The organism is Mesorhizobium sp. AD1-1 (assembly GCF_020164655.1).
GTDB lineage: Bacteria > Pseudomonadota > Alphaproteobacteria > Rhizobiales > Rhizobiaceae > Mesorhizobium > Mesorhizobium ciceri.
Genome location: NZ_JAIUGP010000002.1, coordinates 447,422 through 473,108 on the forward strand (window position 1 = coordinate 447,422; position 25,687 = coordinate 473,108).

The following is a 25,687-nucleotide window of genomic DNA, read 5'->3' on the forward strand; positions in this document are numbered from 1 at the left end:
TTTCGTGCAGGGGTAAACGCTGCCGATCTCCCCCCTCGTGGGGGAGATTGGTAGCTTCATGCCCCGACTTGCCTCACCCGCCCACAAGCGGCATAGATCAGCCATGGAAACCTACCGTCCGCGCCGCTCCGTGCTCTACATCCCGGCCTCCAGCGACAAGGCCTTGGCCAAGATCGCGCAGCTTGCCTGCGATGCCATCATCATCGACCTGGAAGACGCCGTCGCTCCGGCCGACAAGATCGCCGCCCGCGAAAAACTGGCCGGCATTTTCGCCGGCCATTCCGAGAGACGCTGCGAGATGATCGTGCGCATCAATGCGATATCAGGCGAATGGGGCGCCGACGACCTGCTGGCGGCCGCAAGCTGCGAACCCGACGGCATCCTTCTGCCCAAGGTCGACACGCCGCGCGACCTGCTCGAGGCCGGCGACGTGCTTGACGACAATTTCGCTCCCCACAGCGTGAAACTATGGGCGATGATCGAGACGCCCAAGGCGCTGCTCAACATCGGCGCCATCGCCGAACTTGGCCGCGATCCGGCCTCGCGGCTCAATTGTTTCGTTGCCGGAACGAATGATCTGGTCAAGGAGACCGGCATTCTGGCGACGCCTGATAGGCGCTACCTCGTGCCATGGCTGATGCAGATGGTGCTGGCCGCACGCGCCGGCGGCATCGACATGCTCGACGGCGTCTCCAACGATTTTCGCGACCTCGACGCCTTCGCCCATGAATGCGCGGAAGCCGCGGCCATGGGGTTCGACGGCAAGAGCCTCATCCACCCGGCCCAGATCGAAGCCGCGAACCGCGCCTTCGTGCCGTCCACGGAAGCGGTGGCCGAGGCACGCTCGGTGAGGGAAGCCTTCGCGCTCGCCGAGAATGCCGGCAAGGGTGTGATCGCGCTGAACGGCAGGATGGTCGAACGGCTGCACCTGGCGCAGGCCGAAAAACTGCTGGCGAAGGCAGCCGCCATCGGGTCATAAATGCTCGATGGATGCGAGCGGGCTACAGCTACTCACGACAGGAATTGAACAATGAAACTCTACCGCTTTCTGTCCGCTCCGGACGATGCCAGCTTCTGCCACAAGGTGACAGCGGCGCTGAACAAGGGCTGGCATCTGTTCGGCTCGCCGACCTATGCCTACGACAAGAAGGCCAAAGCGATGCGTTGCGGCCAGGCCGTGGTCAAGGATATCGACGGTCAGGAATACGGGCCCGATACCAAGCTGAGTGACTGGTAGATTTGAAAAGCTCCGACGCAGCGTGTGTTGAGATTCAGGTCAGGCCGAGTCAAAAATGGTGGTTTCCGAGAACCGGAGCGGAGCGTACTTTTGGGTACGTGAGCACCGTTCTACCGCGACGCGGTAGAGCGGGGAAGCGCAGGAAGCCATCATTTGCAGGCCGGCATCACCTGAATATCAGCGCACTCTACTCCGCCGCCTCTTCGATCTTCTCCATATCATCGTCCGACAGGCCGAAATGGTGGCCGATCTCGTGGATCAGCACGTGGGTGACGATGTCGCCCAGCGTCTCTTCGTTCTCGGACCAGTAATCGAGGATGGCGCGGCGGTAGAGCGTGATGCGGTTCGGGCCTTCGCCGGTCTGCGGGTTCCAGCGCTCGGCGATGCCGCGTCCCTCGAACAGGCCGAGCAGGTCGAATGGCGTTTCCAGCGACAGATCGTCCATGATTTCGTCGGTTGGGAATTCGGCGATCTGGATGACGATCTCGCCGGTCAGCTTGCGAAAATCCTCCGGCAGATGGGCGTACGCCTCCAGCGCCAGGAACTCCATTTCGTCCATCGAGGGCGAGAGTTCGTCGTGCCAGGTGCGGGTCTTGTAGATGCGGGCCATGCTTTGTCCTTTGATCCCGGCATATAGGCTTTCGCACCGGAATCGGCAAATGAACGGGCCGATGCGCCTGCGCCATCCCTGCAGAGAGGAATAAATTCCCCATGACTCTGCTTGACTCTTGGGATGCGCTCTGGAATCTATAGGAACATAACAGGAACAATTGTGAGTGGAAGCTGACCGTCATGGCGATGACCGCCGTGGCGCGGGAGACTGTTTTTGCCCTGCGCCGCCAGATCGCGAAAATCGAGGGAACGCTGCCCGAGCGCTTGGCTGCGCCGGCAGCCGCACCCTTTGATGCTGACGTCAACACTGATCTCACAATCGTCCGGCGTGGCATTGCCGCGGCGTTGCCGGATGCGTTCCTGCCTATCGGCGTCGGGCGCCTCGATGCCGCCCTGAGCGGCGGGCTGCCGAAGGCCGCCCTGAGCGAAATCCATGGGCTTGAAACCCGCGATGCCGGGGCCGTCGCCGGCTTCGCTTTGTCGCTCACCAGCCTGATCCTCAAGCAAACGCCAGGGCTGCCGGTGCTGTGGATCGGCACATCGGAGATTTTTCGCGAGGCCGGCTTTCCCTATGCCAGGGGGCTTCACGCCTCGTTCGGCATCGAGCCGGAGCAATTGCTGTTTTCCGAGGCGCCAAGGCTCGTCGATGCGCTGTGGGTCGCCGAGGAGGCGGCCCGGATGACGGCGCTCGCCGCCGTCATCCTGGAAATCCGCGGCAATCCGCAGCGGCTTGACCTGACCGCGACACGCCGGCTGCATGCAAGGGCGCAAGCGGCCGGCCGGCCGGTGTTCCTGCTGCGGCAGGCGGCTGGGCCCGAACCGACGGCGGCACCCGTCCGCCTCATCGTCGCCTCGGCGCCGGCGGTGCCGCGCGACACCATCGCCGGGCCGCTGGCCGGCTCGATCGGCCGCCCGGCCTTCACCCTCACCATCGGCAAGAGCCGCACGGCCCTGCCTGGACAATTCACACTGGAGTGGAACCCCGATGAACGCGCATTCGACGAAAGAGCGGGCGACGAAGGAGCAGGTGGGGAAAGAAACCGGCCAAAGAATCCTGTCCCTATGGTTTCCCTATCTGGCGGCGGAAAGGATCCTGCGCCAGCGTCTGGGGCGGTCCTGGCGTTCCCGGCCGTCGGATCACCCCTCTCACCCGCCGCTCGTGATCAGCCATCGCGACCGCAACGCACAGCGCATCTCGGCCCTCGACGAGCGGGCTGAGGCGCTGCACCTGAAGCGCGACATGGGCATCGCCGATGCGCGCGCCATGCATCCGTCGATCGACGTCGTCGAGGCCGATCCGGAAGCCGATCGCCGCCTGCTCGAAGGCCTCGCCGACTGGTGCGACCGCTACACCCCGCTGGTGGCGCTGGACGGGGCAGACGGCCTGTTTCTCGACGTCACCGGCTGCACCCATCTGTTCGGCGGCGAGCGCGCCATGCTGGACGACATCCTGTCGCGCTTCTTCCATCAGGGTTTCGATGTCCGCGCCGGGCTTGCCGCGACGCCGGGCGCTGCCTGGGCGGCGGCACGCTTTTGCGGCGACCGCATCGTTGTGTCAGGCGAGGAGGAGGCGCTGCTGGCGCCCCTGCCGCTGGCCGCGCTGCGCATAGAACCTTCGACCCGCACCAGCCTGGAAAGTGTGGGCCTGCGCACGGCGGGCGCCGTCATGGCGGCACCGCGCGCGCCGCTCGCCCGCCGCTTCGGCGCCCTGCTGCTCCTGCGCCTCGACCAGGCGCTTGGCCGGCTCGACGAGGCGGTGTCGCCGCGCCTGCCCGTCGCGCCGCTTTCGGTCGAACGCCACCTCGCCGAACCCGTCACCCTGACCGAGGACATCGAACGGCTGGTGGGCATGCTGGCGGCGACCTTGAAGACCGACCTCGAGCGCCGCGGCGAGGGCGCCCGGACGCTGGCGCTGCTGCTCTTTCGCGTCGACGGCGCCGTCAGCCGCATCGCGCTCGGTACCTCGCGGCCGATGCGCGAACCCATGCTGATCCAGAAACTGTTCCATGAAAGGCTGGCCGCGCTCGAACAGGATATCGATGCCGGCTATGGTTTCGATCTGGTGCGGCTCTCGGTGTTGGCATCAGCCACCTTCGACATGCAGCAGGCCGATCTTGCCGGCGAGGTGACCGACGACGGCGCCGATATCGCGCTGTTCGCCGACCGCATCCGCGCCCGGCTCGGCGATGGCGCGGTTCTCCGGCCGGTCGCGGTCGAAAGCCATCTGCCGGAGCGTGCCGTCGCCACCATCCCCTTCACCGACGCGCCGTGCCGGACCACGCCGCCGAAGAAGCCGGACAGGCTGCAGGCACCAAAAACCATATTTCCGCCGGAACGACCGATCCGGCTGTTTCGCTCGCCCGAACCCATCGATGTGCCGGCCACCGAAATGCCGGAAGGACCGCCGCTGAACTTCCGCTGGCGGCGCGCGCTCTACCGGGTCAAGCGCGCCGAAGGGCCGGAACGCATCGCCGCCGAATGGTGGCGGGAAGCGCCAAGCGACGAGGCGGCATCGACGCGCGACTATTTCCGCATCGAGGATGCCGACGGCCGCCGCTACTGGCTCTACCGGCAAGGCCTCTACGGCGGCGCCTCGCAAGTCCCGCCGCGCTGGTTCCTGCATGGAGTCTTCGCATGAACGCGCTGACCGTCATTCCCTATGCCGAGTTCGGCATCCAGTCGAATTTCTCCTTCCTGCGCGGCGCCTCCAAGCCGGAGGAGCTGATGGTCGCGGCCAAGCTCCTGGGCTTCTCGGCGATCGGACTTGCCGATCGCAACACGGTGGCCGGCGTGGTGCGCGCCTGGCAGCAGGCCAAGGTCGAAAAACTCTCCTATCACCCCGGCTGCCGGCTGGTTTTTGACGACGGCACGCCGGACATCCTCGCCTATCCCCAGGACCGCAAGGGCTGGGGGCACCTCTGCCGCATGCTGACGCAAGCCAATCTGCGCGACGAGAACGAAAAAGGCGCCACCCTTCTCCAGCGCGGCGACCTGCTCGAATGGGGTGACCTGATGTCGCTGGCGGTCCTGCCCGGTCTGTCGACGGGGGCGCAAGACAGTCTTGCCTTGCTTGGTGAGCTCAAGGGCCGTTTCGGCAGGAACCTGCGGCTTGGCGTTTCGCCCGACTACGCCGGCAATGACCGTTTCCGCATCGAGCAGGCGGCAGCACTTGCCGAGAGCGCCGGCATTCCGCTGATGGCGACCAACGACGTTCTTTATCACACCGCCGAACGGCGCCCGTTGCAGGACGTGCTGACCGCGATCCGCCTCAACACGCCCGTTGCCGAGGTCGGGCTACAACTGGCCGCCAATGCCGAGCGCCATCTGAAGCCGCCGATGGAGATGGGCCGCCTGTTCCGCCGGCACCCGCAGGCGCTGGCCGAGACGCTGCGATTTGCGCAAGAGCTGACTTTTTCGCTCGGCGACCTCCAGTACAACTACCCCGACGAGCCGACGGAATCGGGTCTTGGTCCACAGGCTGAGCTGGCGCGACTGGCGCGGGAGGGAGCGGCGAACCGCTATCCGGCTGGTGTGCCGGATTCCGTGACCAAGCGCATCGAGGAAGAGCTCGCTTTGATCGAACGCCTCAACTATGCCCGCTATTTCCTGACTGTCTACGACATCGTCAAGTTCGCGCGCAGCAAGGATATTCTCTGCCAGGGACGTGGATCAGCCGCCAATTCGGTCGTCTGCTTCTGCATCGGCATCACCGAAGTGGGGCCGGAAAAAATCGATTCGCTCTTCGAGCGCTTCATTTCCGAGGAGAGAAACGAGCCGCCGGATATCGACGTCGATTTCGAGCACGAAAAGCGCGAAACTGTAATCCAGTACATCTACGAGAAATACAGCGGCAAGCGCACGGCACTTGCCGCCGCCGTCATCAGCTATCGCGGCCGTTCGGCGCTGCGCGAAGTGTCGAAGGCGATGGGCCTGTCCGAGGATGTCAGGGCATCGCTTTCCGGCTCGATCTGGGGTTGGTCGACATCGGAGCTTGGCGAGAAGGAAGCCCGCGCCGGCGGCCTCGACCGCACCGACCCGGTGTCGGGGCACGTGATGGAGCGTGCCAATGAGATCATGGGCTTCCCCCGCCATCTCTCCCAGCATGTCGGCGGCTTCGTCATCACCAGGGACCGGCTCGACGAGATTGTGCCTATCGTCAAGACGGCGATGGACGAGCGCAAGATGGTCGAATGGGACAAGGACGATCTCGACGCGGTGAAGATCTTGAAAGTCGACGTGCTGGCGCTCGGCATGCTGACCTGCCTGCAACGCGCCTTCACCTTGCTCACGGATCACTATCCTAATGCGCGGGATGATTATGGGCAGCCCTATGTGTTGGCCACCCTGCCGCCGGAGGACAGGCAGGTCTACAAGATGATCTGTCGCGCCGACACGCTCGGCGTCTTCCAGATCGAATCGCGGGCCCAGATGTCGATGCTGCCGCGCCTCCAGCCGAAAACCTTTTATGATCTCGTCATCGAGGTGGCGATCGTTCGGCCGGGCCCGATCCAGGGCGACATGGTCCATCCCTATCTGCGCCGCCGGCAAGGCAAGGAACAGGCCGAGTATCAAAAGCCGGAGCTGGAAGCGATCCTCAAGAAAACGCTTGGCGTACCGCTGTTCCAGGAACAGGCGATGAATATCGCCATCGTCGCCGGCGGTTTCAAACCGGGCGAAGCCGATGAACTGCGCCGCGCCATGGCCACCTTCAAGCGCACCGGCACCATCGGCAATTACCGCGACCGTATGATCAATGGCATGGTCGGCAAGGGCTACACGAAGGACTTCGCCGAGCGCTGCTTCAAGCAGATCGAGGGCTTTGGCGAATACGGCTTTCCTGAAAGCCATGCTGCTTCCTTCGCCCTGCTCGTCTATGCCTCCTGCTGGTTCAAGACCTTCTATCCCGACGTGTTCTGCGCCGCGATCCTGAATTCGCAGCCGATGGGGTTTTACCAGCCGGCCCAACTCGTGCGCGACGCAAGCGACCATGGCGTCGACATCCGCGACGTCGACGTCAATTTTTCGGTGTGGGATTGTACGTTGGAAAAGGCGCCATTCGATCCGGCCCGCATCCTGCCACGCCATGCCGAAATGCGCGGCGTCATCGAGACAAATCATGCGCTGCGGCTCGGCTTCAGGCAGATCAAGGGCCTGTCGAAGGAGCGCATGGAGGCTTTCGTCGAGCGGCGCGGCTCAGGCTATGTATCCGTCAGGGATGTCTGGCTGCGCTCCGGCCTCGATGTCGGCGAGATCGAAAAACTGGCGCAGGCCGATGCCTTTCGCTCGCTCGGTCTTGACCGTCGCGAAGCCCTGTGGGCGGTGCGCGCGCTCGATGGCAAGAGCGCCGCCGAAAGACTGCCGCTGTTCGACCAGCCGGCGCTTCGCCTGCGCGAGCTGGAACCGGAGACGAGGCTGCCGAAAATGCCGCTCGGCGAGCATGTCATCCACGATTACCGCGCGCTCGGCCTGTCGCTGAAGGCGCATCCGGTCGCCTTCCTGCGCGAGCGGCTCGACCGCGCCGGCGTCATCCCGAATGCGAATCTTCCTTCCGTGCGCGACGGCAGGCGCGTCTCGGTCGCCGGCCTCGTGCTGGTGCGGCAGCGCCCCGGCAAGGGCAATGCGATCTTCCTGACGCTGGAGGACGACAAGGCGGTGGCCAACATCATCTTCTGGCAAAGAACCTTCGACCGCTATCGGCCTATCGTCATGGGGGCCCGGTTCGTCAAGGTCACCGGGAAATTGCAGTCGGAATCGGGTGTGGTCCACATCGTTGCCGAGAAGATCGAGGATCTGACGCCCTGGCTGACCGTGCTTCTGGAGAAGGTCAGCGAGACTGCACCAGTGGTTCCTCCGAGAGACCTCGCCAAGGACGGTTCGGATCGCTCCAGCCCCGCCAAACAAAGCGCGCCGATCCGGCAGGATCTCGCAACGCTGTCGGAAGAAGCGGAACAGGTCATGCCCAAGGGGCGGAATTTTCAGTAGGCAAGGCCATGCCAAGAGCGGAACGAAAGCGGACGTCGGCGATCCTTCGCGCCCCCTCTGTCCTGCCGGCCTATTGGGTACAAGAAACGTGCCCCTCAGCCCGGCCCACCCAGACGCGGCGGCGGCGGGGCCAGCACATCCTCCACCGAAAGCGTCCGCGCCTCGGAAGGCAGCATGATCGGGATGCCGTCACGCACCGGATAGGCAATCTTGGCGACCCTGGAAATCAGTTCGCCGCGCTCCGGATCCCAGGCCAGCGGCCCCTTGGTCAGTGGGCAGGCCAGCAACTCCAGCAGCTTGGGGTCGACCTTCTTCCCGTCACGTCCGTCCGCCATCGCGCCCTCTTACTGCAAACTCGACCCAAAATCCTCATTCTCGCGCGCCAGCGCCATTTCGGTGATGGCGATCAGCGTCTCGGCCCGGGTCTTCAAATCCGCCGCTTCGAGCAGCGCCTGTTTCTCGGCTGGCCCATAGGGCGCCATCATCGACAACGCATTGACCAGCATGGCATTTTCGGCCCGGCTGACGCTTTCCCAGTCGGCCTCGAGGTCGTTGGCCTGCAGATAGGCGCGAAATGCCTTGAGCAGCGATGGCCGGTCGATCTCGTTGCCCGCCTGGTCCTCATCGAGATCGGCAAGGAAAGGCGAGGGCTTGCACTGGCGAAACGGCGTCTTGACCGTCAATTCGTGGGCGATGCGGAACCGGCACACGCCCTGCAGCGAAATCAGGTAACGGCCGTCGCCGCTCTCGGAAAAGGCGATGATGCGCCCGGCGCAACCGACATTGCAGAGTTCCGGCTCGCCGTCGTCGCGCAAGGCCCCGTCGAGACTGGGCTGGATGACGCCGATGAGCCGCGAGCCGGCGATCGCCTCGTCCACCATCTGCAGATAGCGCGGCTCGAAGATGTTGAGCGGCATGCGGCCTCCCGGCAGCAAAAGCGCCCCCTCGAGCGGAAAGATAGGGATCGTCGACGGCAAATCCTTGGCGAGCCGGTAATGCGCGTTTCCCGCTTGCACCTCATTCCTCCGATCGCGCCATCAAGAAGCGCGTGAGTTCTTGGCCCTAATCTGGCGCAATCATCGCCGACGCCAAGCCCGTGCGGCAAAACAACCGGCAGCCGGCTCAGGAAAACAGCAGCGCCGACAATTTGCGGCGCGCTGCCAGCGTCGCCTCGTCGGTCATGCCCCAGGCCTCGAACAGCTGCAGCAATTGCGTCCTCGCGCCATCCTCGTTCCAGGCCCGGTCGGCCTTGATGATGGCCAGCAGATTGTCGGCTGCGGCCGTACGGTCGCCGTTGGCGTTCTGGATCATGGCCAGATCGAAACGCGCCTGGTGATCTCCGGGATTTTCCGCAAGGCGCCGCTCGAATTCGGCTGGATTGCCGAGAGCCGCCGCCTGCGCCGCAACCGCCATCCTGGCGCGCAGGGCTGCCACCGGCGGCGCATCCTTCTTGGCCTCCGGGGCTGTTGCCAAAAGCGCCTCGGCGCCTTCCGTGTCGCCGGCCTCGAACAGCAGCTCTCCCAGTCCGGCGATCGCCTCGATCGTCTCCGGCGCCTGCGCCAGGATGGCGTCATAAATGTCGGCCGCGGTCTGCATGTCGCCGGCGTCGCGCGCCTCGGTCGCCGCAGCCAGAGCTTCGGCCACCGGCGGCGCGCCATTGCCCTTGCCGCCGACCTTGGTGATGAATTCGTTGATCTGGCTCTCCGGGATGGCGCCCATGAAGCCATCGACCGGCTGGCCGTCCTTGAAGGCGATGACCGCCGGGATCGACTGGATGCCGAGCTGGCCGGCGATCGACGGATGGTCGTCGATGTTCATCTTGACCAGCTTGACCCTGCCGCCGGCGGCCTTGACCGCCTTCTCCAACTGCGGCGTCAGTTGCTTGCAAGGTCCGCACCAGGGCGCCCAAAAATCGACCAGCACCGGCTGGCGGCGCGATTCCTGGATGACATCGGCGGCAAAGGCAGCCGTCGTCGTGTCCTTGATCACATCGGCGGGAGCGGCGGGCGTATCGCCAAGCGCGACTTTCGCCGGCGCCGGCGCGGTTCCACCATACTGCACCGAGGTGGTGTACTGGCCGCCATTGCCGCCAAAGGGGCCGCCGAACGGATTGTTGTCGCTCATCTCTTTACCCTTCCGTGGCGCCGCCGGCCGGCAGCCAGGCGCCCTATGCTTCAGACCATCGGTTTTAAGCCATCCATGTGGCGATCACGCGGAGACTTTCAAGATAGCAGCATCGTGCCCGGTTGCCTCGACGAATCTGATCAGGTCGCCCGCTGCGATCGATGTCGTCGCCTCATTGGTCAGCGGATGCCCATTGATCACCGCATGCTCCATCAAATCCTTGTCGAGCACGAGCTTGACCCTGTTTGCCGTGTCGTTGATGATGCCAAAGACCGTGACGGCGCCCGGCGTGACGCCGAGCAGCTCCATCAGCATCTCCGGTTTGCCGAAAGAAACCCGGCTGGCGGCGCCGATCACCTGGTGGATCTGCTTCAGGTCGACGACCGCGTCCTCGCCGACGGTGACCAGAAAGAAATTGTCCTTCTTGTCCTTCAGGAACAGGTTTTTCGTGTGCCCGCCGGCGATCTCGCCGCGCAGCGCCTGCGAATCGGCGACGGTATAGAGCGGTGGATGGCGCCTGGTCGAGGCAGCAATGCCCAGCTCGGCAAGAAAGGCAAAAAGTTCGGCTTCGGTCTTCGGCATCGGTTTCGTCTTCGTCCCGTTTGTGAGCCCATGCCGTTTACGGCCAATGGGGCGGCCGACACAAGACCGTCATGCGACATCACGGTGAGCGGCACCCGCCCTTTGCGGTGGCGCCCCCGCCGCGTGCCACTCGCGCGCCCGCCGGCGGCTTGCCGGCCTCGCTTGCCGGGTCGTAAAAAAGCCTGCGATTTCCCTGTTGCAATCGCCGCGCTCTTCAGCCATATAGGCCCGGCTTGCGGCCAAGACGCCGTGCGAGCGGGTGTAGCTCAGGGGTAGAGCACAACCTTGCCAAGGTTGGGGTCGAGCGTTCGAATCGCTTCACCCGCTCCAGTTTCCTCTAAGGAAATCAAGCATCGAAAAGCCGCGGTCGCCCGCGGCTTTTTCGTTTTTGGCCCGGCAATCGCCTCCCAAGTTTACGCATCCCCGGCTCAAAAAAACGCCTCCAAATCCCTCGCACGAGCGAGTTTCGAGACGTATCCATGCAAGATGCCTGAACCTAAAATCTGGGTTATCGTATGGGACAGGCAGAGGGTTTGCAAAATGACGGGCGATACACTGGCGCTTTTGATTGACGGCGACAACGCTTCACCGAAGATCATCTCGGGGCTTCTTGCGGAGATCGCCAATTACGGCACCGCGAGCGTCAGGCGAATCTACGGTGACTGGACGAAGCCAAACCTCGGTGGCTGGAAGGAATGCCTGCTTGAGCATTCGATTCAACCGATGCAGCAGTTCGCCTACACGACAGGTAAGAACGCGACCGACGGCGCGATGATCATTGACGCGATGGACCTGCTCTACACGGGGCGCTTTTCCGGCTTCTGTATCGTTTCGAGCGACAGCGATTTCGCAAGGCTCGCGTCACGAATCCGCGAACAGGGCATAACCGTTTACGGGTTCGGTGAACGCAAGACGCCTCGACCGTTCATAACGGCCTGCGACAAGTTCATATATGCCGATGTGCTCGATGGCGCGGCAGCCGAGCCGCCGCTGACTGCCCCGATTACAAAAGAGAAGCTCGTTGGAAAGCCCGCCGCCGCTGCCGCCGTACCCGTCAAAACCGAACCGGAAAAAGCCCGTCCAGCGCAGGGCGGAGCGGCGGGTGGCAGACTGGACAAGGCCGCGCTGAGCATGCTCCGAAAGGCGGTGGAAGCATCGGCAGACGAAGACGGTCGCGCGAATCTCGCACGCGTGGGCGCCCATCTGGCAAAGCAATCTCCAGACTTCGACGCTAGAAACTACGGCTATGCGCGATTGAGTGATCTAGCTGAAGCTTCCGGTATACTAGATGTGGAGCGCGCGGGCGACCAGCCGAAGGTTGTCTTGGTTCGCCTGAGGATGAGCTGACCGGCAGGGACATAGATCGGAAGTTTCTTTCCTGATTGCTCGTACGCTGTTTTCCGGAGTTGGATACGGCCAAGGGGAAAGGCTGCCTCAGCCAACCTTCGCCCCATCCGCCTTCCGCAGCGATGCCTGATGCACCAGCGAGGTCCAGCTGTTGGTCGAGGCGAGGTGGCAATAGAGCAGGCCGAGCGCGCCTGATTTGCGCAGGTCGAGAAACGCCTCGTCGCTCAATTTGTTGAAGGCCGGCTCGTCGATCACCTGGAAGTCGGTGAGGTTGAGCACCTCGCCACCCTCCAGCGTCACCTTGCTCTGGCGCGGCGAAAACAGGCCGTGCGCATCGATCTTTTCGACCATCTCGCGGGTAGCTCGGAAGTCGATCTGGAACTGGTTGCAGAAGGCAAGCGCCTGTCTGGTCGCTTCGGTCGGCTCGTTGCCGGCGAAGAACGGCAGGATCTTGTCGTCGCGCAACGGCGCCAGCAGCTGGTCGACGATGCGATTGCTGGCCCGTTCGATGCACAGCGTCAGCCGGCCGGCCGATGTCGGGTCTTCGGCCAGGATGAAGGGATAGCGGCGGACATAGGCGGGGATGTAGTGCGGCCCGGTCCATTTGCCGTCGGCATCGACGAACAAATTCTCGTTCTGGCGCACGCCGGTGATGATCACCGGCGACTTGGCCGGGCCGATGAAGACGATCGGGTAGGAGCGCATCGCCGCCGGCATTTCCGACGCGACCACCGGAATGGCGTGCGCCGAGCGGGCGAAGCCGAAGTCACTGCGCGCGGTCAGGCCAAGCGAGCCGTGCCGCGCCGGATTGAGCGCCTCGGGCCTCGAATAGAACAGCGGCAGCGCATCGCCCGTCACGTCCGTCTTTGCATCCGCCATCATCCGTCTCCCGCACGCCCGTCAGGCTGCCAATGGTCCCGAAGCCGGGATCTATGCTTGTTTGCGCTGATCTTGGATCGAAAGGAATCCCGCGCAGGACAAAGTACTACAGCGTCTCTTGCGCGCATAAAAGGACAGGCGGTGCTGTATCTTTGGGATTTGCGGCGATCGATTGTCTTGGGGAACACGACCGCGGCCTGCCCGCCTCTGGACAGCTTGCGGCGAAGCGGCGACAGTGCCGCCGCTGGAGCAATTCCGGGAAAAGTGTGCAGCGGTTTTCCCCTGGCAATTGCGGAGAAACAAAGAGCTGGATCGGATCCGAACGCTGAACCGCTCCAGCGCACAGATTGAGGCAAACGGGATGGCGTCGGTGTCGGATTTCGAGCAGGGACAAACCTTCACCATCGAAGCCGGGGGCAAGCAGATCCCGCTCGAACTGAGCGCGGTCAAACCCATCGCCGCCAGCCCGCGCCCAGGCGGCGGTTTCTCGCTGCTGTTTAGAGGCCCGCGCGACATCGCGCTGCCGCAGGCGACCTACCTTTTCACCGGGGAAAGCGGCAGCCACGAGATCTTCATCGTGCCGGTCGCCGCCGATGCGGCCGGGCGGCTGTACGAAGCGGTGTTCAACTAGGCGACGTTTGCTTTTTGAGGCGACGCTTGCGCTGCGGCGCGAAACCTTGACGCCAGCGGGACAGCCATCGTCTCACCCCGCCCCGCCGCTCGGCGCCGCAAATTCCATCAAATCGTATACACCCTTGTCCTCGACCACCGCAAAACCGAGCCTGACATAGAGCCACCTGGCCGGATTGTGCTTCTCGACGTGGATCGAGGCTGATTTGCCGGCTAACCATGCCTCGTCGATAAGGTCGCGCAGCAGTGCGGTGCCGTAGCCCTTGCGGCGATGCTCCGGCAGGAAGGCAATGTCGATGATGCGGTGCTGGCCTGGCCAGCGCTCGATGTAGAGCCGGCCGATGTCTTTGCCCGCTCGTTCCACCACCAGCCAGTCGGCCTCGGGATAGTGTTTTTGGTAATGCGCGTGCTGCGCCTGGAACTGCATGCCGAGGAAGCCAGCCTTCTGCGCGTCGCTCCACGCCGTCACGGCGAGTTCATCCATGCGCGTCGAGGCGTAGAGCCGCGACAGGAACGGCATGTCCGCGTCCACTGCCGCACGAAAGCGGAGCCCGGCCTTGTCGGAGCGCGACCAGACCGGACGGGCCTGCTTGCCTTCCGCCACGCGACCGGAAATCAACCGTCAGACCGGCGGCGTCAGGTCGCGCACGACGACGATCTGCTTGAGATTGTTGTCGGTCAGCGACGTCCAGTTGTACTCCCATTCGGAACTGTCGATGCCCATCTGGTTGATCGTCCACAGGCCGTTGGTGCCGTCCGGCATGCGCGCCAGGCTGAACAGAGCAAGCCGGCCATCGGCATTGTAGTTGAGCGTCAGGCGCGTCGAGCGAAGGGATGCGCCGAAATCGCGCCATCCCGACCAGTTCTGGGTGTAGGCATCCCATTGCGCGTTGAATTGGAGGAAGTGCTGGTCGGCGGCGACCAGCACGATATCGCCGTCGCCCTGGATGCCGGCGGCAAGCGCCAGGTTGGACGCCCTGGAGTAGCCAGGTGTCGCCCACTGCGTCCACGTATCCGATCCGGCGGGCATCTGGCGCGTATGCAGCACCTGGCCGCTCTGGGTCAGGGCGAACAGATTGGTGGCGCCGAGCGGGCCGATCACCGGCGCCATCTCGATGAAGCCACCTGTCTGGGTCGTGTCGATCTGCACCCAACCCGTCCAGTCGGCGGCCCTCAAGGCCCGCGCCTTCGCCTGCTGGCAGCGATAGAGATGCAGGTTCGAATTGATGCCGAACAGCGCGATGCGGCCGTCACCCTGGCGTATCGCCGAAACCGTCACAAGCCCGCCGGGGATCTGGATCCAGTCGCTCCACGGTTTGGCCGGCGGCGCCGGCACGTCGACGGTGACGACGATCGGCGTCGTCGTGCCCGGTGGCGTGATGGTTTTCTGCACCTGCACGATCTGGTCCGGATTCTGGTAGATCCACCAGATGCGGCCCTGATTGTCGGTGACGAAGACTTCGATGCGGCCATCGGCATCGCGCGCCATCGAAAGCTTCTGGTAGCTGGTCGCGCCGGGCGGCGTGCCGATGCTCATCGGCGCGGTCCATTTCTCGACCGGGCCGATCTGGTTGGCGTCCTCGGTGATGAAGGACAGGTTGGTGGTTCCCGATGGCTGCGCGACCACCGCGACGCGGCCGTCCCTGGTCAGCCCCGCCGTCATGATCACCCAGGCGCCGGGCGCGATGAACGACCAGGCCGAAGGCCATGGCCCGTTCGGCGAAAGCTGCGCCTTCTGGATCAACTGCCCCTTGGCGGAATCGATACCCACCACCATCAGCCGAGACAGTTCGAAGAACGAAGCGCCGGCCGGCTTGTGCTGGTAAATGGGTGGGGGGCTGGACGGCGCCGGGCGGGCCCTGGCCCTGGAGGGCGCTTTCCGCGCCGGCGTCTTCGCCGCGGGGGCCTTCGACTTCGGTTCTGCGTTCTTGGCCATGATATCGGTCCTGCCCTGTTGGCTCGGTCAGCCTCTTGGTGGGAAAATGCCTTGCAGCGCGATGCAGAAATAGCAGGTGAGATAGGGCTGCATATTGTTGTGCGGCTGGTCGCCGCCGATCGGCCGCACCGCCTGATCGCTGAGCGGCGTCAAAGTGGCCGTCGCCGAGTAGGACTGCCCGGGAGCCGTCCGCGCGAAAGATCGTGCGGGACTTGGCGCCGCCAGATTGGCGGGATTGACGTTGGCCATCAAATTGTGCCCGTGCTGCGGCATCTCCGATATCAGCAGCGACACTGTCTGCGAACCGCCCGTCTCGCCGAGATCGTGCAGCGAAAGCCCAGGTCCTTGCCCTGGGTGCATCGGCGCGCGGCCTTGCAGATCGGGCAAGGCAAAGTTGGACTTGCCGTCGCCGCCATAAGTGGTGCCGAGCAACGAGAACAGCGCGGTGTTCTGCGACAGCGGTAGGAGCTGGCCATCGCACCAAGCCCAGCCGCTGGGCGCGAAATTGAAGGGAAAGATTCGGATTTCGGCGACGAATGGGTCAGCCATGATGTCCTCTCAGGTCGGCGACGGAAAAATGCCGAAAAGCGAAATGATAAAATTGACGCAGAGATACGGCTGGAAGTTCGTATGCGGCTGGCTACCGCCGGTCTGCCCGGCCGTCTGCGGGGACATCGCCGCAGCCGCCGGTGCCTCACGATAGATTTGTGACGCGCCGACCTGCCCGGTCATGTTGCCGGCCGGGGTGCTTGCCCCGGCATTGTTTAGCGAAGCAAGGAACGGATGCGTGTGCGATGGCATCTGCTGGGGCGTAAGCGTGACTTCTTCCGCGCCACCAGTTTGGGAAAGAATGAAATCGGCGCTTTGATGGATCGGAAGGCGGCCGCGCAGGTCGGGCAGCGCGAATGTGCTCTGGCCATCGCCGCCATAGGTGGTACCGATCAGTTGGAAAAGCGTCTCGTTCTCCGAGATGGGCAGCAGCTGCCCTTCGCAGAACATCCAGCCGGCTATCGCAAAATTGCCGGCAAACATGCGAATTTCGCCAACGAAGGGTTGTCCCATGGCTGCGCTCCCTCAATTCGGCGACGGGAAGATGCCCTGCAAAGCGATGCAGAAGCTCAGGGTCAGAAATGGCTGCATGTTCAAATGCGCCTGGTTGTTGCCGACGGAGGCCAGCGTACCGGGATCCATCGCCGTGACGTTCCCGGGCGGCGTATAGGTGTTGGCGACGGTTGCCAGCAGATTGCCCGTGGGCACCGGCACATCGGCACTGGCGGTGGTGGCCTGCTCGACATGACTATGAAACGGCAATTCCGCGATCGAAAGCGTGTGCACCTGTTCGCCGCCGCGCTCGCCCAGCGTGTGCCCGCCGCCGACATGAATCGGCACGCGCCCGCGATAGTCGGGCAGCGCGAAATTCACCCGGCCGTCGCCGCCGAAGGTGGTGCCTAGCAGCGAAAACAGCGCTTGGTTCTGATTGATGGGCAGCAACTGTCCATTGCAGAGCGCCCAGCCCTTTGGCGCGAATATGAAAGACATGATTCTGATTTCGGAAATAAATGGTTCCGACATCGCCACCTCCTCGTTGTTTCCGCATACTAACGCACCACAGTGACATTACGCAACGACAGGAGAATCGCAAATAGAGAAATATCTTGAATGCGCTTTTATTAAAATTCGGCAGAAATCCATTTAGCAACTGGGTAGAAATCGCCATCGCTCGAACGTTCCCCGAGTGAATACCAACCTGATCAAACTGAACTGCCGCATAGAGCCCGATCAAAGGTTGAGAACCTTAGTGTTGCTTGCCGAATAAATGATTTGGTTGATCAGGGCGGCGTTACCGGCAGAGTATTCACCAGCACGATTGTACCCACTCCACCCGTGTCATCGTAGGTAGGTGCGCCCACATTGTCGTCCTGTACGACGCCTCCGGCGGTGCCCGCCACCGAGCCGTTGCGAGACAGATTGAAGTGTGTACTGGCGTTGAAGTTGCTTAAGCTGACGTCCACAATTGCATTTGGCCCGCCGGCGAAGGTGTTTTGCTGCACACCCGCACCGCCGAGCACGAGGTTCATCGTGCTTGTATCCCCGGCCGTGCCGCCATTATCGGCAAAGAATGCGGAGAACGGGAATGCGCTACCTGGCGCAGTCACACTGTTGCCGAACACTGAAGCATTCATTGTCGCGCCACCATCGTTGTTCTGCAGGTGGATACCTGTATTGCCCCAGCCGGCGATGGTGTTGTTCTGGATAAGCGTGGTCAACGAGCCGCTGGCGCCTGCGGAGCGGACGAAGATGCCATCGGAATTCGAGCCCGTTTTGGCAACCAGCGTGTTGCCGACGATTCTGCCGGTCATAGTGCCGAGGTCCTGCCCCTTGGCGACGAAGATGCCGACCGTGTCGAAGGCATTGGCGCCGCCATCGCTGTTGACGTTGTTCGAGATGTTGAAGGTCGTCGTCGCGGCGGACGTGTTGCCGGCAGAGCCGCTGCGCACCGAAATTGCCGTGCCGCCGCCCGGTATGATCGTCTGGCCATTGTGGAAAATATTGTTGGTGGCGACCACATCCATGGTCGTATTGTTGTTGGCGACCGCCTCGAAGAAGTCGGAGCGCGTGCCAGAGAACGTGTTGTTGTCGAGCGTCACATTCGCGGTTGCGTTGTTGTAGACGGTGAAGCCGACATTATCGTTGCCGAGGGTTGAACTGATCAGGCCGAACGTGTTGCCGCTCATGGTCAGCCGGTTCAGCGTGCCGCTGGTGTTCCAGACGGCGAGATTTCCGTACGCGCCGCCGCTGATGTTGGAACCAGTTATCGAGGCGCTGCCGAGCAGATTGTCAAAGCGGACAGCGCTTTCTTCAATATCGCCGGCATTGTTGGAGCCGTTGACGCCGCTGATGGTCATGCCGGTCATCGTGAAGCCGGTAACCGTCTTGCCGTAGATAGCGAAGTTGGAGAAGTCGTTGAGCTGCATGTTGGCCAGCGACACGTTCGCCGTGCTGCGCAGGAAGATACCGGTGCCGCCTGTGCCGGACGTGGTGTTGCCGGCTGCGGTGCTGCCGTTGAGGATATCGCCGCCGGTCTTATTTGAGATCGTGCCGCCGGAACCTGCACTACCCGTACCCGTCACGGTCAGTCCGCCGCCTGAGCCGGTGTTGTCGAGGACTATGCCTGCGTTGCCGCTCAATCCTGTGGACGAGATACTCTGGAAATTCAGCCCGCTGGCGCCGATCGTCGTGTTGACGACATTGAGCGCCGTGCCTGTGCCGGACGCGATCGTGTTGCCGGCGCCCTGCACCGTCACCGTCCCTCCGCCCGTGGCGCTGAAGCCGTCGCCGCTCGTTGTGTTGATCGCCAGCCCGCCATTGGTGAAATTGATGGTTGCGCCGGGATTGCTGGTCAGGATGACGGCGGCGTTGACGCCGGTCGAGAGCGTCTTGACTCCGCCGCCGAAGTTGATCGTGCCGCCAGCGTTGCTGAGCACGGCAATGCCCAGCCCGCCATCGTTGCGGGTGATCGAGCTGGCGCTGTCGAAATTAACCGAGCCGCCGGCCATGCCGCGGATGTTGGCGACATTGCCGCCAGGATTGGTGATGTCGACATTGTTCAGGTTGACGACCGCGCTGACGTCGTCATTGCCCGGCGTGCCCTGGTCGCCATCGACGACGAAGGCATTGTTCGCAGCCCCTGCGTCGGTCTGGATGGCGACATTGTTGAAGGTGTAGGTGCCGGTCGCATTGTTGGTCGAATCGCCGAGAATGACGATGCCGGCCGTGCCCGTCAGGCTGGCATTGTTGACGGTGACGCTGCCCGCCGCGCCGTCGATCACAATGCCGGTGCCGCCGGTGTCGTTGAGCCCGTTCGCCACGGCGGTGGTGAAATTCACCGAACCGCCGGCGGTGTCGGCGACGACGATCATGCGCTGGCCGGCGGTGGCTTGCGTGATCGTGCCGGCATAGGTGACGGTGGCGGTGCCGCCATTGACGTTGAACGCCGTGCCGCTGGGGCTGACGATGGAGGTACCGGTACCGAAATTGAACGTGCCGCCAGAGCCGTTGAGGATGTCGACGCTGGCATTGCCGCCATTCAGCGTCGTCGTGCCGACGAAACTGTAGATGCCGTCCGCATTGTCGAACTGCAGGCCGGTACCGTTCGTTGCCGACAGCGCGCCGGTGGCGAAGTTGAGCGTGCCGCTGTGCCCGCCCGCGACGCTGACCAGGGTCGCATTGTTCGACTGGCTGACATTGCCGGTATAGTTGAGGTTGGCGGTGCCGCCGCTGACAGCGATGGTTGCCGCGCTGCCGCCGACCAGCGTGCCGGCGCCGAGATTGATCGTCCCCGACCCGATGACGTTGGTGAGGACGACGGCGCTGTTGCCGCCGGCGCCGTTGCTGGTCGAGGAAAAATTCATGCCGGTGGCCGCGACGGTGACGCCGCTCAGGTTCATCGCCACACCGGTGCCCGTGGCGATGGAGTTGCCCACGCCGGTGACGCTGACCGTGCCGAAGCCCGTGGCATTGAAGCCGGCGCCTGCCGAGGTCACGATCGTCAGACCGCCGCCGTTGAAATTGACCGTGACCGGGGCGCTGTTGCCGGCAATGTCGACGCCAAGCCCGCCGCCGCTCATGCCGATGGCGTAGCTGGCGCCGCTGATGTTGTAGGTGCCGCCGGTGTTGGCGGTGATCGATATGCCGGTGCCCCCGCCGGTAAAGCTGTTCGAGGCGCCGGACACCGTCACCGTGCCGCCTGCATTGTTGTTCAGCGATATGCCCAGCCCGCTGGCCGTCAGATTGCCACTCAGGGCGACGAGGCCGGCGCCGGCAAGCCGGCTCTGGACATTCAGCGCCGGACTGAATGCGCCCGAATTGCTGACAGTGCCCGAATAGCTGACGGCCGCCGTGCCGCCGACGACATTGAACGACGCGCCCGTTGCGCCGGTCAGCGAACCAGTTCCAAGTCCGACGATGCCGCTGACGTTGGTCAGCCTGACATTGTTGGCGCCGCCGACCGAATTGGTCGAATCGAGCGCGATGCTGGCGGCGACGCCAGAGAGATTGATCGCCTGGCCGGTGGTCGCCCTCACCGTTTCTGCGGCAGCGGTAGCTGTGATGCCCATCGTGCCGCCGGTTCCAACAATGCCGGTGCCGCTGGCGGTGTCGATGGTCACGCCGCCGGTGAAACTGACCGTGCCGCCGGTTTGCGAGACGCCGACGCCGGTGGTCGTGTCAATGTTGGCGAGGCCGGTGATGTTGAGCGTACCGCTCGCCACCTGAATGCCGCCGCCCACCGTGACGGTGCTGTTCAGGGTCACCGTGTTGAAGGTGAAGACGCCGGTGTTACCGGCGTTGATCGTCATAATGCCGGCAGTCGTCGCCGCGGCAACGCTCGTGTTGCCGGTGACGGTGAAGGTACCGGCGACGCCGTCGAAAATGATGCCGCCGCTGCTGCCGCCTGAACTGATGCTGGTCACCACCATATTGACGGTCAGCGGATCGAGATCGAACGCCGCGCCATTCCCCGTGAAGACGCCGCCGCTGCTGCTGTTCAGCGTGAAATTGGTGGTCTTGGTGTTGGCGAGGACGCCGGTGCCGCCATTGTTGAAGACGCTGAACGCGCCGAGATCGAGGGTGCCGCTGGTGTTGGTGAAGCTGAGGCCGTCGCCCTGGACGCGCCCTGGGCCTGGTGAGCCAACACCGATCGTTCCGGCGCTGACAGTGCCGCCGGCGCCGTTGGAGTCGAAGCGGACATTGTTGAAGGCGATGCCGCCGCCAGTGCCGCCGAGCACAGTGTTGTCGGCAAAGGACTGGATCTCGACCGAGTTGTCCGTCGCGCTGATGTTCTGGCCGGCAAAGGACGCGGCCAGCGCCGATCCCGTCGATTTCAGCGTATTGCCGTCGATCGAAAGCAGAAGCGTGTTGGCCGGCGCAGCTGATGTGGAGAAATCGAGCGCCCTGCCGCCGGCCGCGATGTCGTTGTTGCGGAGGAAGAAACTGGAGGCGGACGTCGCGTTGACGGCGACACCAGTGCCGGTGCCTGTGTTGCGGATGATGAGGTTCTGGAGGCCGCCGGTGACGACGCCCGAGCCTGATGTCGCCAGATCGACCACCGAGCCGGCGGTGTTGCTCTGCAGGATCGGCCGTAGCGTGTCGATGCCCGCCGGTGCCGCGATGATCGGCGAGTTTTGCACGGTGGTGAAATGGAACGCAGCCGAAGCGCCGGCGCTGGTATCGACGCCGAGCTGCGAGACATCGACGGCCGCGTCGTCGCTCTTGAAGGCGAGCAGTACCTGCCCGTCATCGAGCTGGAACGACGTACCGCCGAGGTCAATCGTCGCCTGGCCGCCGTCGACGTTCTTGTCGATGAGCACAATGACATTGGCGGTAGATGCCTGGGCGTTGGTATAGGTGCCCGGATTGAGCAGGCTGCCGTCGCCAAGGGCGGTGGCATCGGCGGTGACATAGTAGACCTTGTACGAAGACAGGTTCGACGTGTCGCCGCTGAAGTTGACGTCGTTGAAATTGTAGTCGCCCGATGTCGGCAGCGTGTCGGTGGCGTGGATGACCTGGCCGCCTGTGGTCTCGATCGAAGATTCGGCCGGGCCGGCGCCGTCGCCGAACACCAGCTTGGCGTTGGTGGCGCTCGAGAACTGGACGCCATAGCCGACATTTTCGATCTTGGAGGTCTGTCCCGCCGGATTGTTGTTGACCGTGTCGCCGAGCTGGATCGTGCCGGTGCCGGTCGTGTCGGCCATGTCGATGCCGATCGTGCCGGCAAAACCGCCGCCGTCGACGTCCAAATCGCCAGCGGTGATGTTGCTCGCGCCGAGCGACGCACCGTTGAGGTCGAGGCCGATCGTGTTCGCCGCGCCAAGCCCGATGGTCAGGCCGGCGGAATTCACCGTCGAGCCGAGTGTGCCGGAAACCTGGACGCCAGTACCGGTGATACCTTGCAGGTTGACCGTGCCGAGATTGAGCGTGCCGCCGCTGACATTGTTGAGCGATATGCCGGTCGCGGCGCCATTGACCGAAATCGTATCGAAGTTGATACCACCGGCGCCAACCGTCGCGCCTGTCGCCCCGGCCACGACCGCCGTCGCGTCGCCAAGCTTCAGCGCCGTGCCGCCGTTCGTGGTGGTGATGGTGTTGCCGTCGCCGGTGACGCTGACCGTTCCCGAACCGAAGGTGCTGGCGGTGAAGCCGGCACCGCTGGTGGTGGTGATGACGAGGCCGCCATTGGTGAAGTTGAGCGTGCCCTTGGTCTGCGGGTCCATCACGTATGACGGTGCCTTGGAGATGGCATCGTTGGCGCCGGTGTCGAATATCTTCGACGTACCGGAGAAGGTGACCGTGCCGTTGGCCGAGCCGCCGATGGCGACACCCTTGCCACCGCTGTGATCGATGGTGCTCGAAATATCGTATATGCCCTCGGCATGGCCAAAGAAGTTGAAGGCCGTCGACGACGTGGTCGAAACGACGGAACCGCTCATGTTCAGGCGGGTCGCGTCGCCGGCGGCGCTTATCACCGATCCCGCACCGACCGTGACCGAACCTTTGTAGGTCAGCGTGGTGAAGGCCAGGTCATTGCCGCCGCCGAGGCTGATGGCCGAGAGGGTGGTGTTCGTGATGCTGGCGCTGCCGTTGACGCCGACGTTGATGGTCCCGCCCTGCGAGCTCTGTATGATGCCGAACTGGCCGCCATCGATGGTCAGGGTGGATCCGGCGACATTGGCGATGTTGACGGTGCCGATCTCGGGGCCGCCGATGTCGAACCCGGCATATTGGACGTCGAGATCGATCGTGCCGGTGAAGTTGACCTCGCCGCCGGTGCTGCTCAGGGCGTACAGCCAGGCGCCGGTATATCCAGTGTCCCTCAGGCCGCCGATATTGACATCGCCGACGAGATTGGCGCCCAACAGCGTCACGCCGGCACCGCCGGGGTCGCCGGGAAGGGCAGGGATCGTGGAGTCCGCCGTGATGCTGTCGAAGGTAATGCCGTCGCTGCCGACATTGGCACCATACACCACAAGCCCGTCGCTGCCGGCATTGATCTTGTTGCCGGCGCCGGTGACGGTAATGATGGTGGAGGTTGCGCCAGCCGGGCCTAAATCGCCAATTGCGACGAAGCCCGCCCCGGTCATTGTCGTTATAGCAAGGCCGCCATTAGTGAAATCGATCGTGCTGTTTGTATTGAGTGCCGGGGCGCCTGAGCCGTAATTGCCAATGATGCCCAAGCTCACGCCATCCGTCGCGCCCGAGCTGATCACCTTGCTGGTGCCCGAGAAGGTGATCGCGGCCGCGTCGTTTCCGGCAACGACGATGTTGCCGCCGGCCAGATCGTTGCCGTCTGTGAGATTGCCCGAGAGCGTCACCGAGCCGCCGGTCATGCTCTGGATCGACACCGCGGCGCCCGAGCCGTTGCTGGCGAGCGTGCCGCCATAGGAGATATCAGCAGTGCCGCCGCTGGCTGATGTCGCCGAGCCGACATTGAACGAGGTGCCCGGACCGGTGTTGGTCAGCGTGCCGGCGCCGAAGCTTGCCGTGCCGACCAGGTTCTGCAGGTCGATGCCGCTGCCGGAACTGAAAGTCGCACTGGTCGAGGTGAAGTTGATGTCGGCGGCGATGGCGTCGAGATCAACCGCTTGCGCGTTGGTAGCATTGATCGTGCCGGTCGTGACATTGACCGCGCCGCCGCCGCTGGCGCTGAACGCCGTCGCGCCCGATGTGGTGATGTCCAAATCGGCGAAGGTGATCGTGGCGCCCGTATTGTTGGTCAGCGAGACGCCGTTGCCGTTGACCGTCACCTTGTCGGTGAAGTTGACCAGGCCGCCGGTGCGGTTGGCGATCGAGATGCCGCCGCCGGTCAGCGTGCCGGCCGGTCCGCTGTTGGGCAAGATGCCGCGCGTGACCGTGATGTTGCCGGCGCCGCCATCGACGTCGAGCAGCGTGCCGGCAACGTTGACGTTGTTGTCTGCGATCGACAAATTGGTGTCGAGGCCGGCGACCTTGAACGCCGTCTGGCCGGCGGCGACATTGGTGACGGTGACGCCCTGGACGACGATGCCGCCGACATTGCTGAAGCCGGCAGCATTCTGGTCGATGGTGAAGACCGAACCGCTGCCGCCGGTGAAGTCGAACGCGGTGTCGCGCACCTGGTTGCTGCCGAGCAGCTGCAAGGTATCGCTGCCCGTGCTCTTGACCATGCCCTCATTGCCCGTGACGTTGCCGCCGGTGGCGCCGAGATTGCCTGGACATTGATCGGCTGGATGGTGCCGGAGGTGAGAATCGAGCTGCCGTTGCCGAAGCCGGCGATCGACTGGCCCGAATCGAGCGTGAACGGCGTGCCGCTCAGATCGACCGTGCCGACAAAGGCGAAGGTCAGCGTGCCGGTCATGGCATCGGCCTGGGCGGCCGTGACCGTGGTCACCGCGGCGCTGAGCCCGTTGGTGCCGGCGGCGACCACGCCACCGTCCTGGGAAATCATGACGATCCCGCCGACCGCACTGGCCAGATGGGCGGGGCCGGTGAAGGCGACATCGTCGAAATCGTAATTGCCGAGCGTCGCATTGAGGCCGATCGTGTTGACCGTGTAGCCGCCACTGGCCGCGATGATAGTCGACTCCAGCCCGTCGGCGGCATTGCCGTCGCCGAAGGTGAAATTGGCGTTGGCCGAAGTCGCCGTGGTGCCGTCGGATGCCAGCTCGACGCCGACGCCGGCATTGTCGATCTTGGAGCCCTGCAGGAAGGTGATGGTCCTGTTGCCCGTCGTCGACGACAGGTCGATGCCGCGCGAGGTGAGGTCGCCGTTGCCGGTGATGGTTGTCACGCCGAAATCGGCCGTGGTCGATGAACCGCTGAAATCGATGCCGGTCTGGTTGGCGCCGGAGCCCATCGTCACATTGGTTGTTCCAAATGTGACATGGGCATTGGTGAGGGCGAAGTTGATGCCGGCCGGACCGACGGTCGAACCCATCGTCACGCTGGTGGTGCCGAAGGTGACGGCGCCGGCATTGTCGGCAATGAAGATGCCGGTGCCGCCAGGCGTCGTCACGGTGACCTCGCCAAAGCTCGCCGATGCCGTGCTGGCGACATTGGTGACGGACAGGCCGGTGCCCGTGGCATTGGTGATCGACAGCGGCGCGGTCACGTTCAACGTCGCGGTGCCGCCGAGGCTGCTGACAAGCGCCCCGCCGCCACCCGTCGCAGACAGTGTCGAGCCGATGAAGCTGATCGCGCCGCCGACCGGGGGCAGCGTCGAGCCGATCGCGAAAAGATTGCCGGTGCCGGTGGAGGTGATGGTGCCGCTGAAGGTCACCGAGCCGCCGGTGGTGCCGTCGACTTTGACCGCCGTGCCTGGCTGC

The 25,687-nt window shown here is 63.8% G+C and carries 19 protein-coding genes and 1 tRNA gene; 8 read left to right on the forward strand and 12 right to left on the reverse strand.

What is annotated here, in order from left to right:
* The first annotated feature begins 103 nt into the window (after positions 1–103).
* Together LB519_RS05700 and LB519_RS05705 are read left to right on the forward strand one after the other, a co-directional pair.
* Positions 104–979 carry an HpcH/HpaI aldolase/citrate lyase family protein gene (locus LB519_RS05700; RefSeq protein ID WP_224618976.1) on the forward strand — a complete coding sequence of 292 codons (876 nt, stop codon included), beginning with the start codon at positions 104–106 and terminating at the stop codon, positions 977–979.
* Positions 980–1,030: 51 nt separating this feature from the next.
* Positions 1,031–1,237 carry a DUF1737 domain-containing protein gene (locus LB519_RS05705; RefSeq protein ID WP_013528780.1) on the forward strand — a complete coding sequence of 69 codons (207 nt, stop codon included), beginning with the start codon at positions 1,031–1,033 and terminating at the stop codon, positions 1,235–1,237.
* A gap of 187 nt (positions 1,238–1,424) precedes the next feature.
* On the opposite strand, the gene LB519_RS05710 is transcribed toward LB519_RS05705, so the two are convergent.
* Complete coding sequence (locus LB519_RS05710) at positions 1,425–1,847, reverse strand: metallopeptidase family protein (protein ID WP_023763026.1); 423 nt, start codon at positions 1,845–1,847, stop codon at positions 1,425–1,427.
* Positions 1,848–2,029: 182 nt separating this feature from the next.
* Between LB519_RS05710 and LB519_RS05715 the strand changes: the two genes are divergently transcribed.
* From LB519_RS05715 to LB519_RS05725, 3 genes are read left to right on the forward strand one after another with little or no spacing between them, the layout of a single operon-like run.
* Positions 2,030–3,067, forward strand: coding sequence for an ImuA family protein (locus LB519_RS05715; protein ID WP_027162865.1), 1,038 nt, complete (start codon positions 2,030–2,032; stop codon positions 3,065–3,067).
* Positions 3,009–4,487: a DUF6504 family protein gene (locus LB519_RS05720; RefSeq protein ID WP_027162864.1), complete on the forward strand. Its 1,479-nt coding sequence runs from the start codon at positions 3,009–3,011 to the stop codon at positions 4,485–4,487. Before LB519_RS05715 ends, LB519_RS05720 begins: the two co-directional genes overlap by 59 nt.
* On the forward strand, positions 4,484–7,831 hold the full coding sequence (locus LB519_RS05725) for an error-prone DNA polymerase (RefSeq protein ID WP_127370951.1): 3,348 nt from the start codon (positions 4,484–4,486) through the stop codon (positions 7,829–7,831). The genes LB519_RS05720 and LB519_RS05725 overlap by 4 nt, the downstream gene beginning before the upstream one ends.
* A gap of 95 nt (positions 7,832–7,926) precedes the next feature.
* Here the strand turns inward: LB519_RS05725 and LB519_RS05730 are convergent, their stop codons facing one another.
* The 4 genes from LB519_RS05730 to LB519_RS05745 form a co-directional block, all read right to left on the reverse strand.
* A complete protein-coding gene (locus LB519_RS05730) occupies positions 7,927–8,166 on the reverse strand; it encodes a Trm112 family protein (RefSeq protein WP_013528775.1) in 240 nt (79 codons plus the stop codon).
* Between the two features lie 9 nt (positions 8,167–8,175).
* Positions 8,176–8,847, reverse strand: coding sequence for an LON peptidase substrate-binding domain-containing protein (locus LB519_RS05735; protein ID WP_013528774.1), 672 nt, complete (start codon positions 8,845–8,847; stop codon positions 8,176–8,178).
* A 106-nt stretch (positions 8,848–8,953) separates the two neighbouring features.
* Positions 8,954–9,955, reverse strand: a complete 1,002-nt coding sequence (trxA, locus tag LB519_RS05740; protein ID WP_063169575.1) for a thioredoxin — start codon at positions 9,953–9,955, stop codon at positions 8,954–8,956.
* A gap of 84 nt (positions 9,956–10,039) precedes the next feature.
* The gene (locus tag LB519_RS05745) at positions 10,040–10,537 is read right to left on the reverse strand and encodes a prolyl-tRNA synthetase associated domain-containing protein (RefSeq protein WP_224618978.1); all 498 of its coding nucleotides are present in this window, start codon (positions 10,535–10,537) and stop codon (positions 10,040–10,042) included.
* 255 nt (positions 10,538–10,792) lie between these two features.
* On the opposite strand from LB519_RS05745, the gene LB519_RS05750 reads away from it, so the two are divergent.
* Both LB519_RS05750 and LB519_RS05755 read left to right on the forward strand, forming a co-directional pair.
* Positions 10,793–10,867 (forward strand) — tRNA-Gly (locus LB519_RS05750).
* Positions 10,868–11,077: 210 nt separating this feature from the next.
* Complete coding sequence (locus LB519_RS05755; RefSeq protein WP_224618981.1) at positions 11,078–11,884, forward strand: NYN domain-containing protein; 807 nt, start codon at positions 11,078–11,080, stop codon at positions 11,882–11,884.
* An 87-nt stretch (positions 11,885–11,971) separates the two neighbouring features.
* Here the strand turns inward: LB519_RS05755 and LB519_RS05760 are convergent, their stop codons facing one another.
* Positions 11,972–12,763 carry a SapC family protein gene (locus LB519_RS05760; protein ID WP_224618982.1) on the reverse strand — a complete coding sequence of 264 codons (792 nt, stop codon included), beginning with the start codon at positions 12,761–12,763 and terminating at the stop codon, positions 11,972–11,974.
* Positions 12,764–12,998: 235 nt separating this feature from the next.
* On the opposite strand from LB519_RS05760, the gene LB519_RS05765 reads away from it, so the two are divergent.
* A complete protein-coding gene (locus tag LB519_RS05765) occupies positions 12,999–13,394 on the forward strand; it encodes a DUF6916 family protein (RefSeq protein ID WP_224618984.1) in 396 nt (131 codons plus the stop codon).
* A 72-nt stretch (positions 13,395–13,466) separates the two neighbouring features.
* Here LB519_RS05765 and LB519_RS05770 read toward each other — a convergent pair whose 3' ends face one another.
* The 6 genes from LB519_RS05770 to LB519_RS05795 all read right to left on the reverse strand — a co-directional run bounded on the left by LB519_RS05770 (position 13,467) and on the right by LB519_RS05795 (position 24,529).
* Positions 13,467–14,012, reverse strand: a complete 546-nt coding sequence (locus tag LB519_RS05770; RefSeq protein WP_224618986.1) for a GNAT family N-acetyltransferase — start codon at positions 14,010–14,012, stop codon at positions 13,467–13,469.
* A 3-nt stretch (positions 14,013–14,015) separates the two neighbouring features.
* Positions 14,016–15,329: a hypothetical protein gene (locus LB519_RS05775; protein WP_063173399.1), complete on the reverse strand. Its 1,314-nt coding sequence runs from the start codon at positions 15,327–15,329 to the stop codon at positions 14,016–14,018.
* Between the two features lie 27 nt (positions 15,330–15,356).
* Positions 15,357–15,878, reverse strand: a complete 522-nt coding sequence (locus LB519_RS05780; protein WP_064992652.1) for a phage tail protein — start codon at positions 15,876–15,878, stop codon at positions 15,357–15,359.
* A 9-nt stretch (positions 15,879–15,887) separates the two neighbouring features.
* The gene (locus tag LB519_RS05785; RefSeq protein WP_224618988.1) at positions 15,888–16,391 is read right to left on the reverse strand and encodes a phage tail protein; all 504 of its coding nucleotides are present in this window, start codon (positions 16,389–16,391) and stop codon (positions 15,888–15,890) included.
* A 12-nt stretch (positions 16,392–16,403) separates the two neighbouring features.
* A complete protein-coding gene (locus LB519_RS05790; RefSeq protein WP_064992654.1) occupies positions 16,404–16,901 on the reverse strand; it encodes a phage tail protein in 498 nt (165 codons plus the stop codon).
* Positions 16,902–17,158: 257 nt separating this feature from the next.
* Positions 17,159–24,529 (reverse strand): hypothetical protein, encoded by a 7,371-nt coding sequence (locus LB519_RS05795; protein ID WP_224618991.1) that lies wholly within the window; start codon positions 24,527–24,529, stop codon positions 17,159–17,161.
* Positions 24,530–25,687: the final 1,158 nt, after the last annotated feature.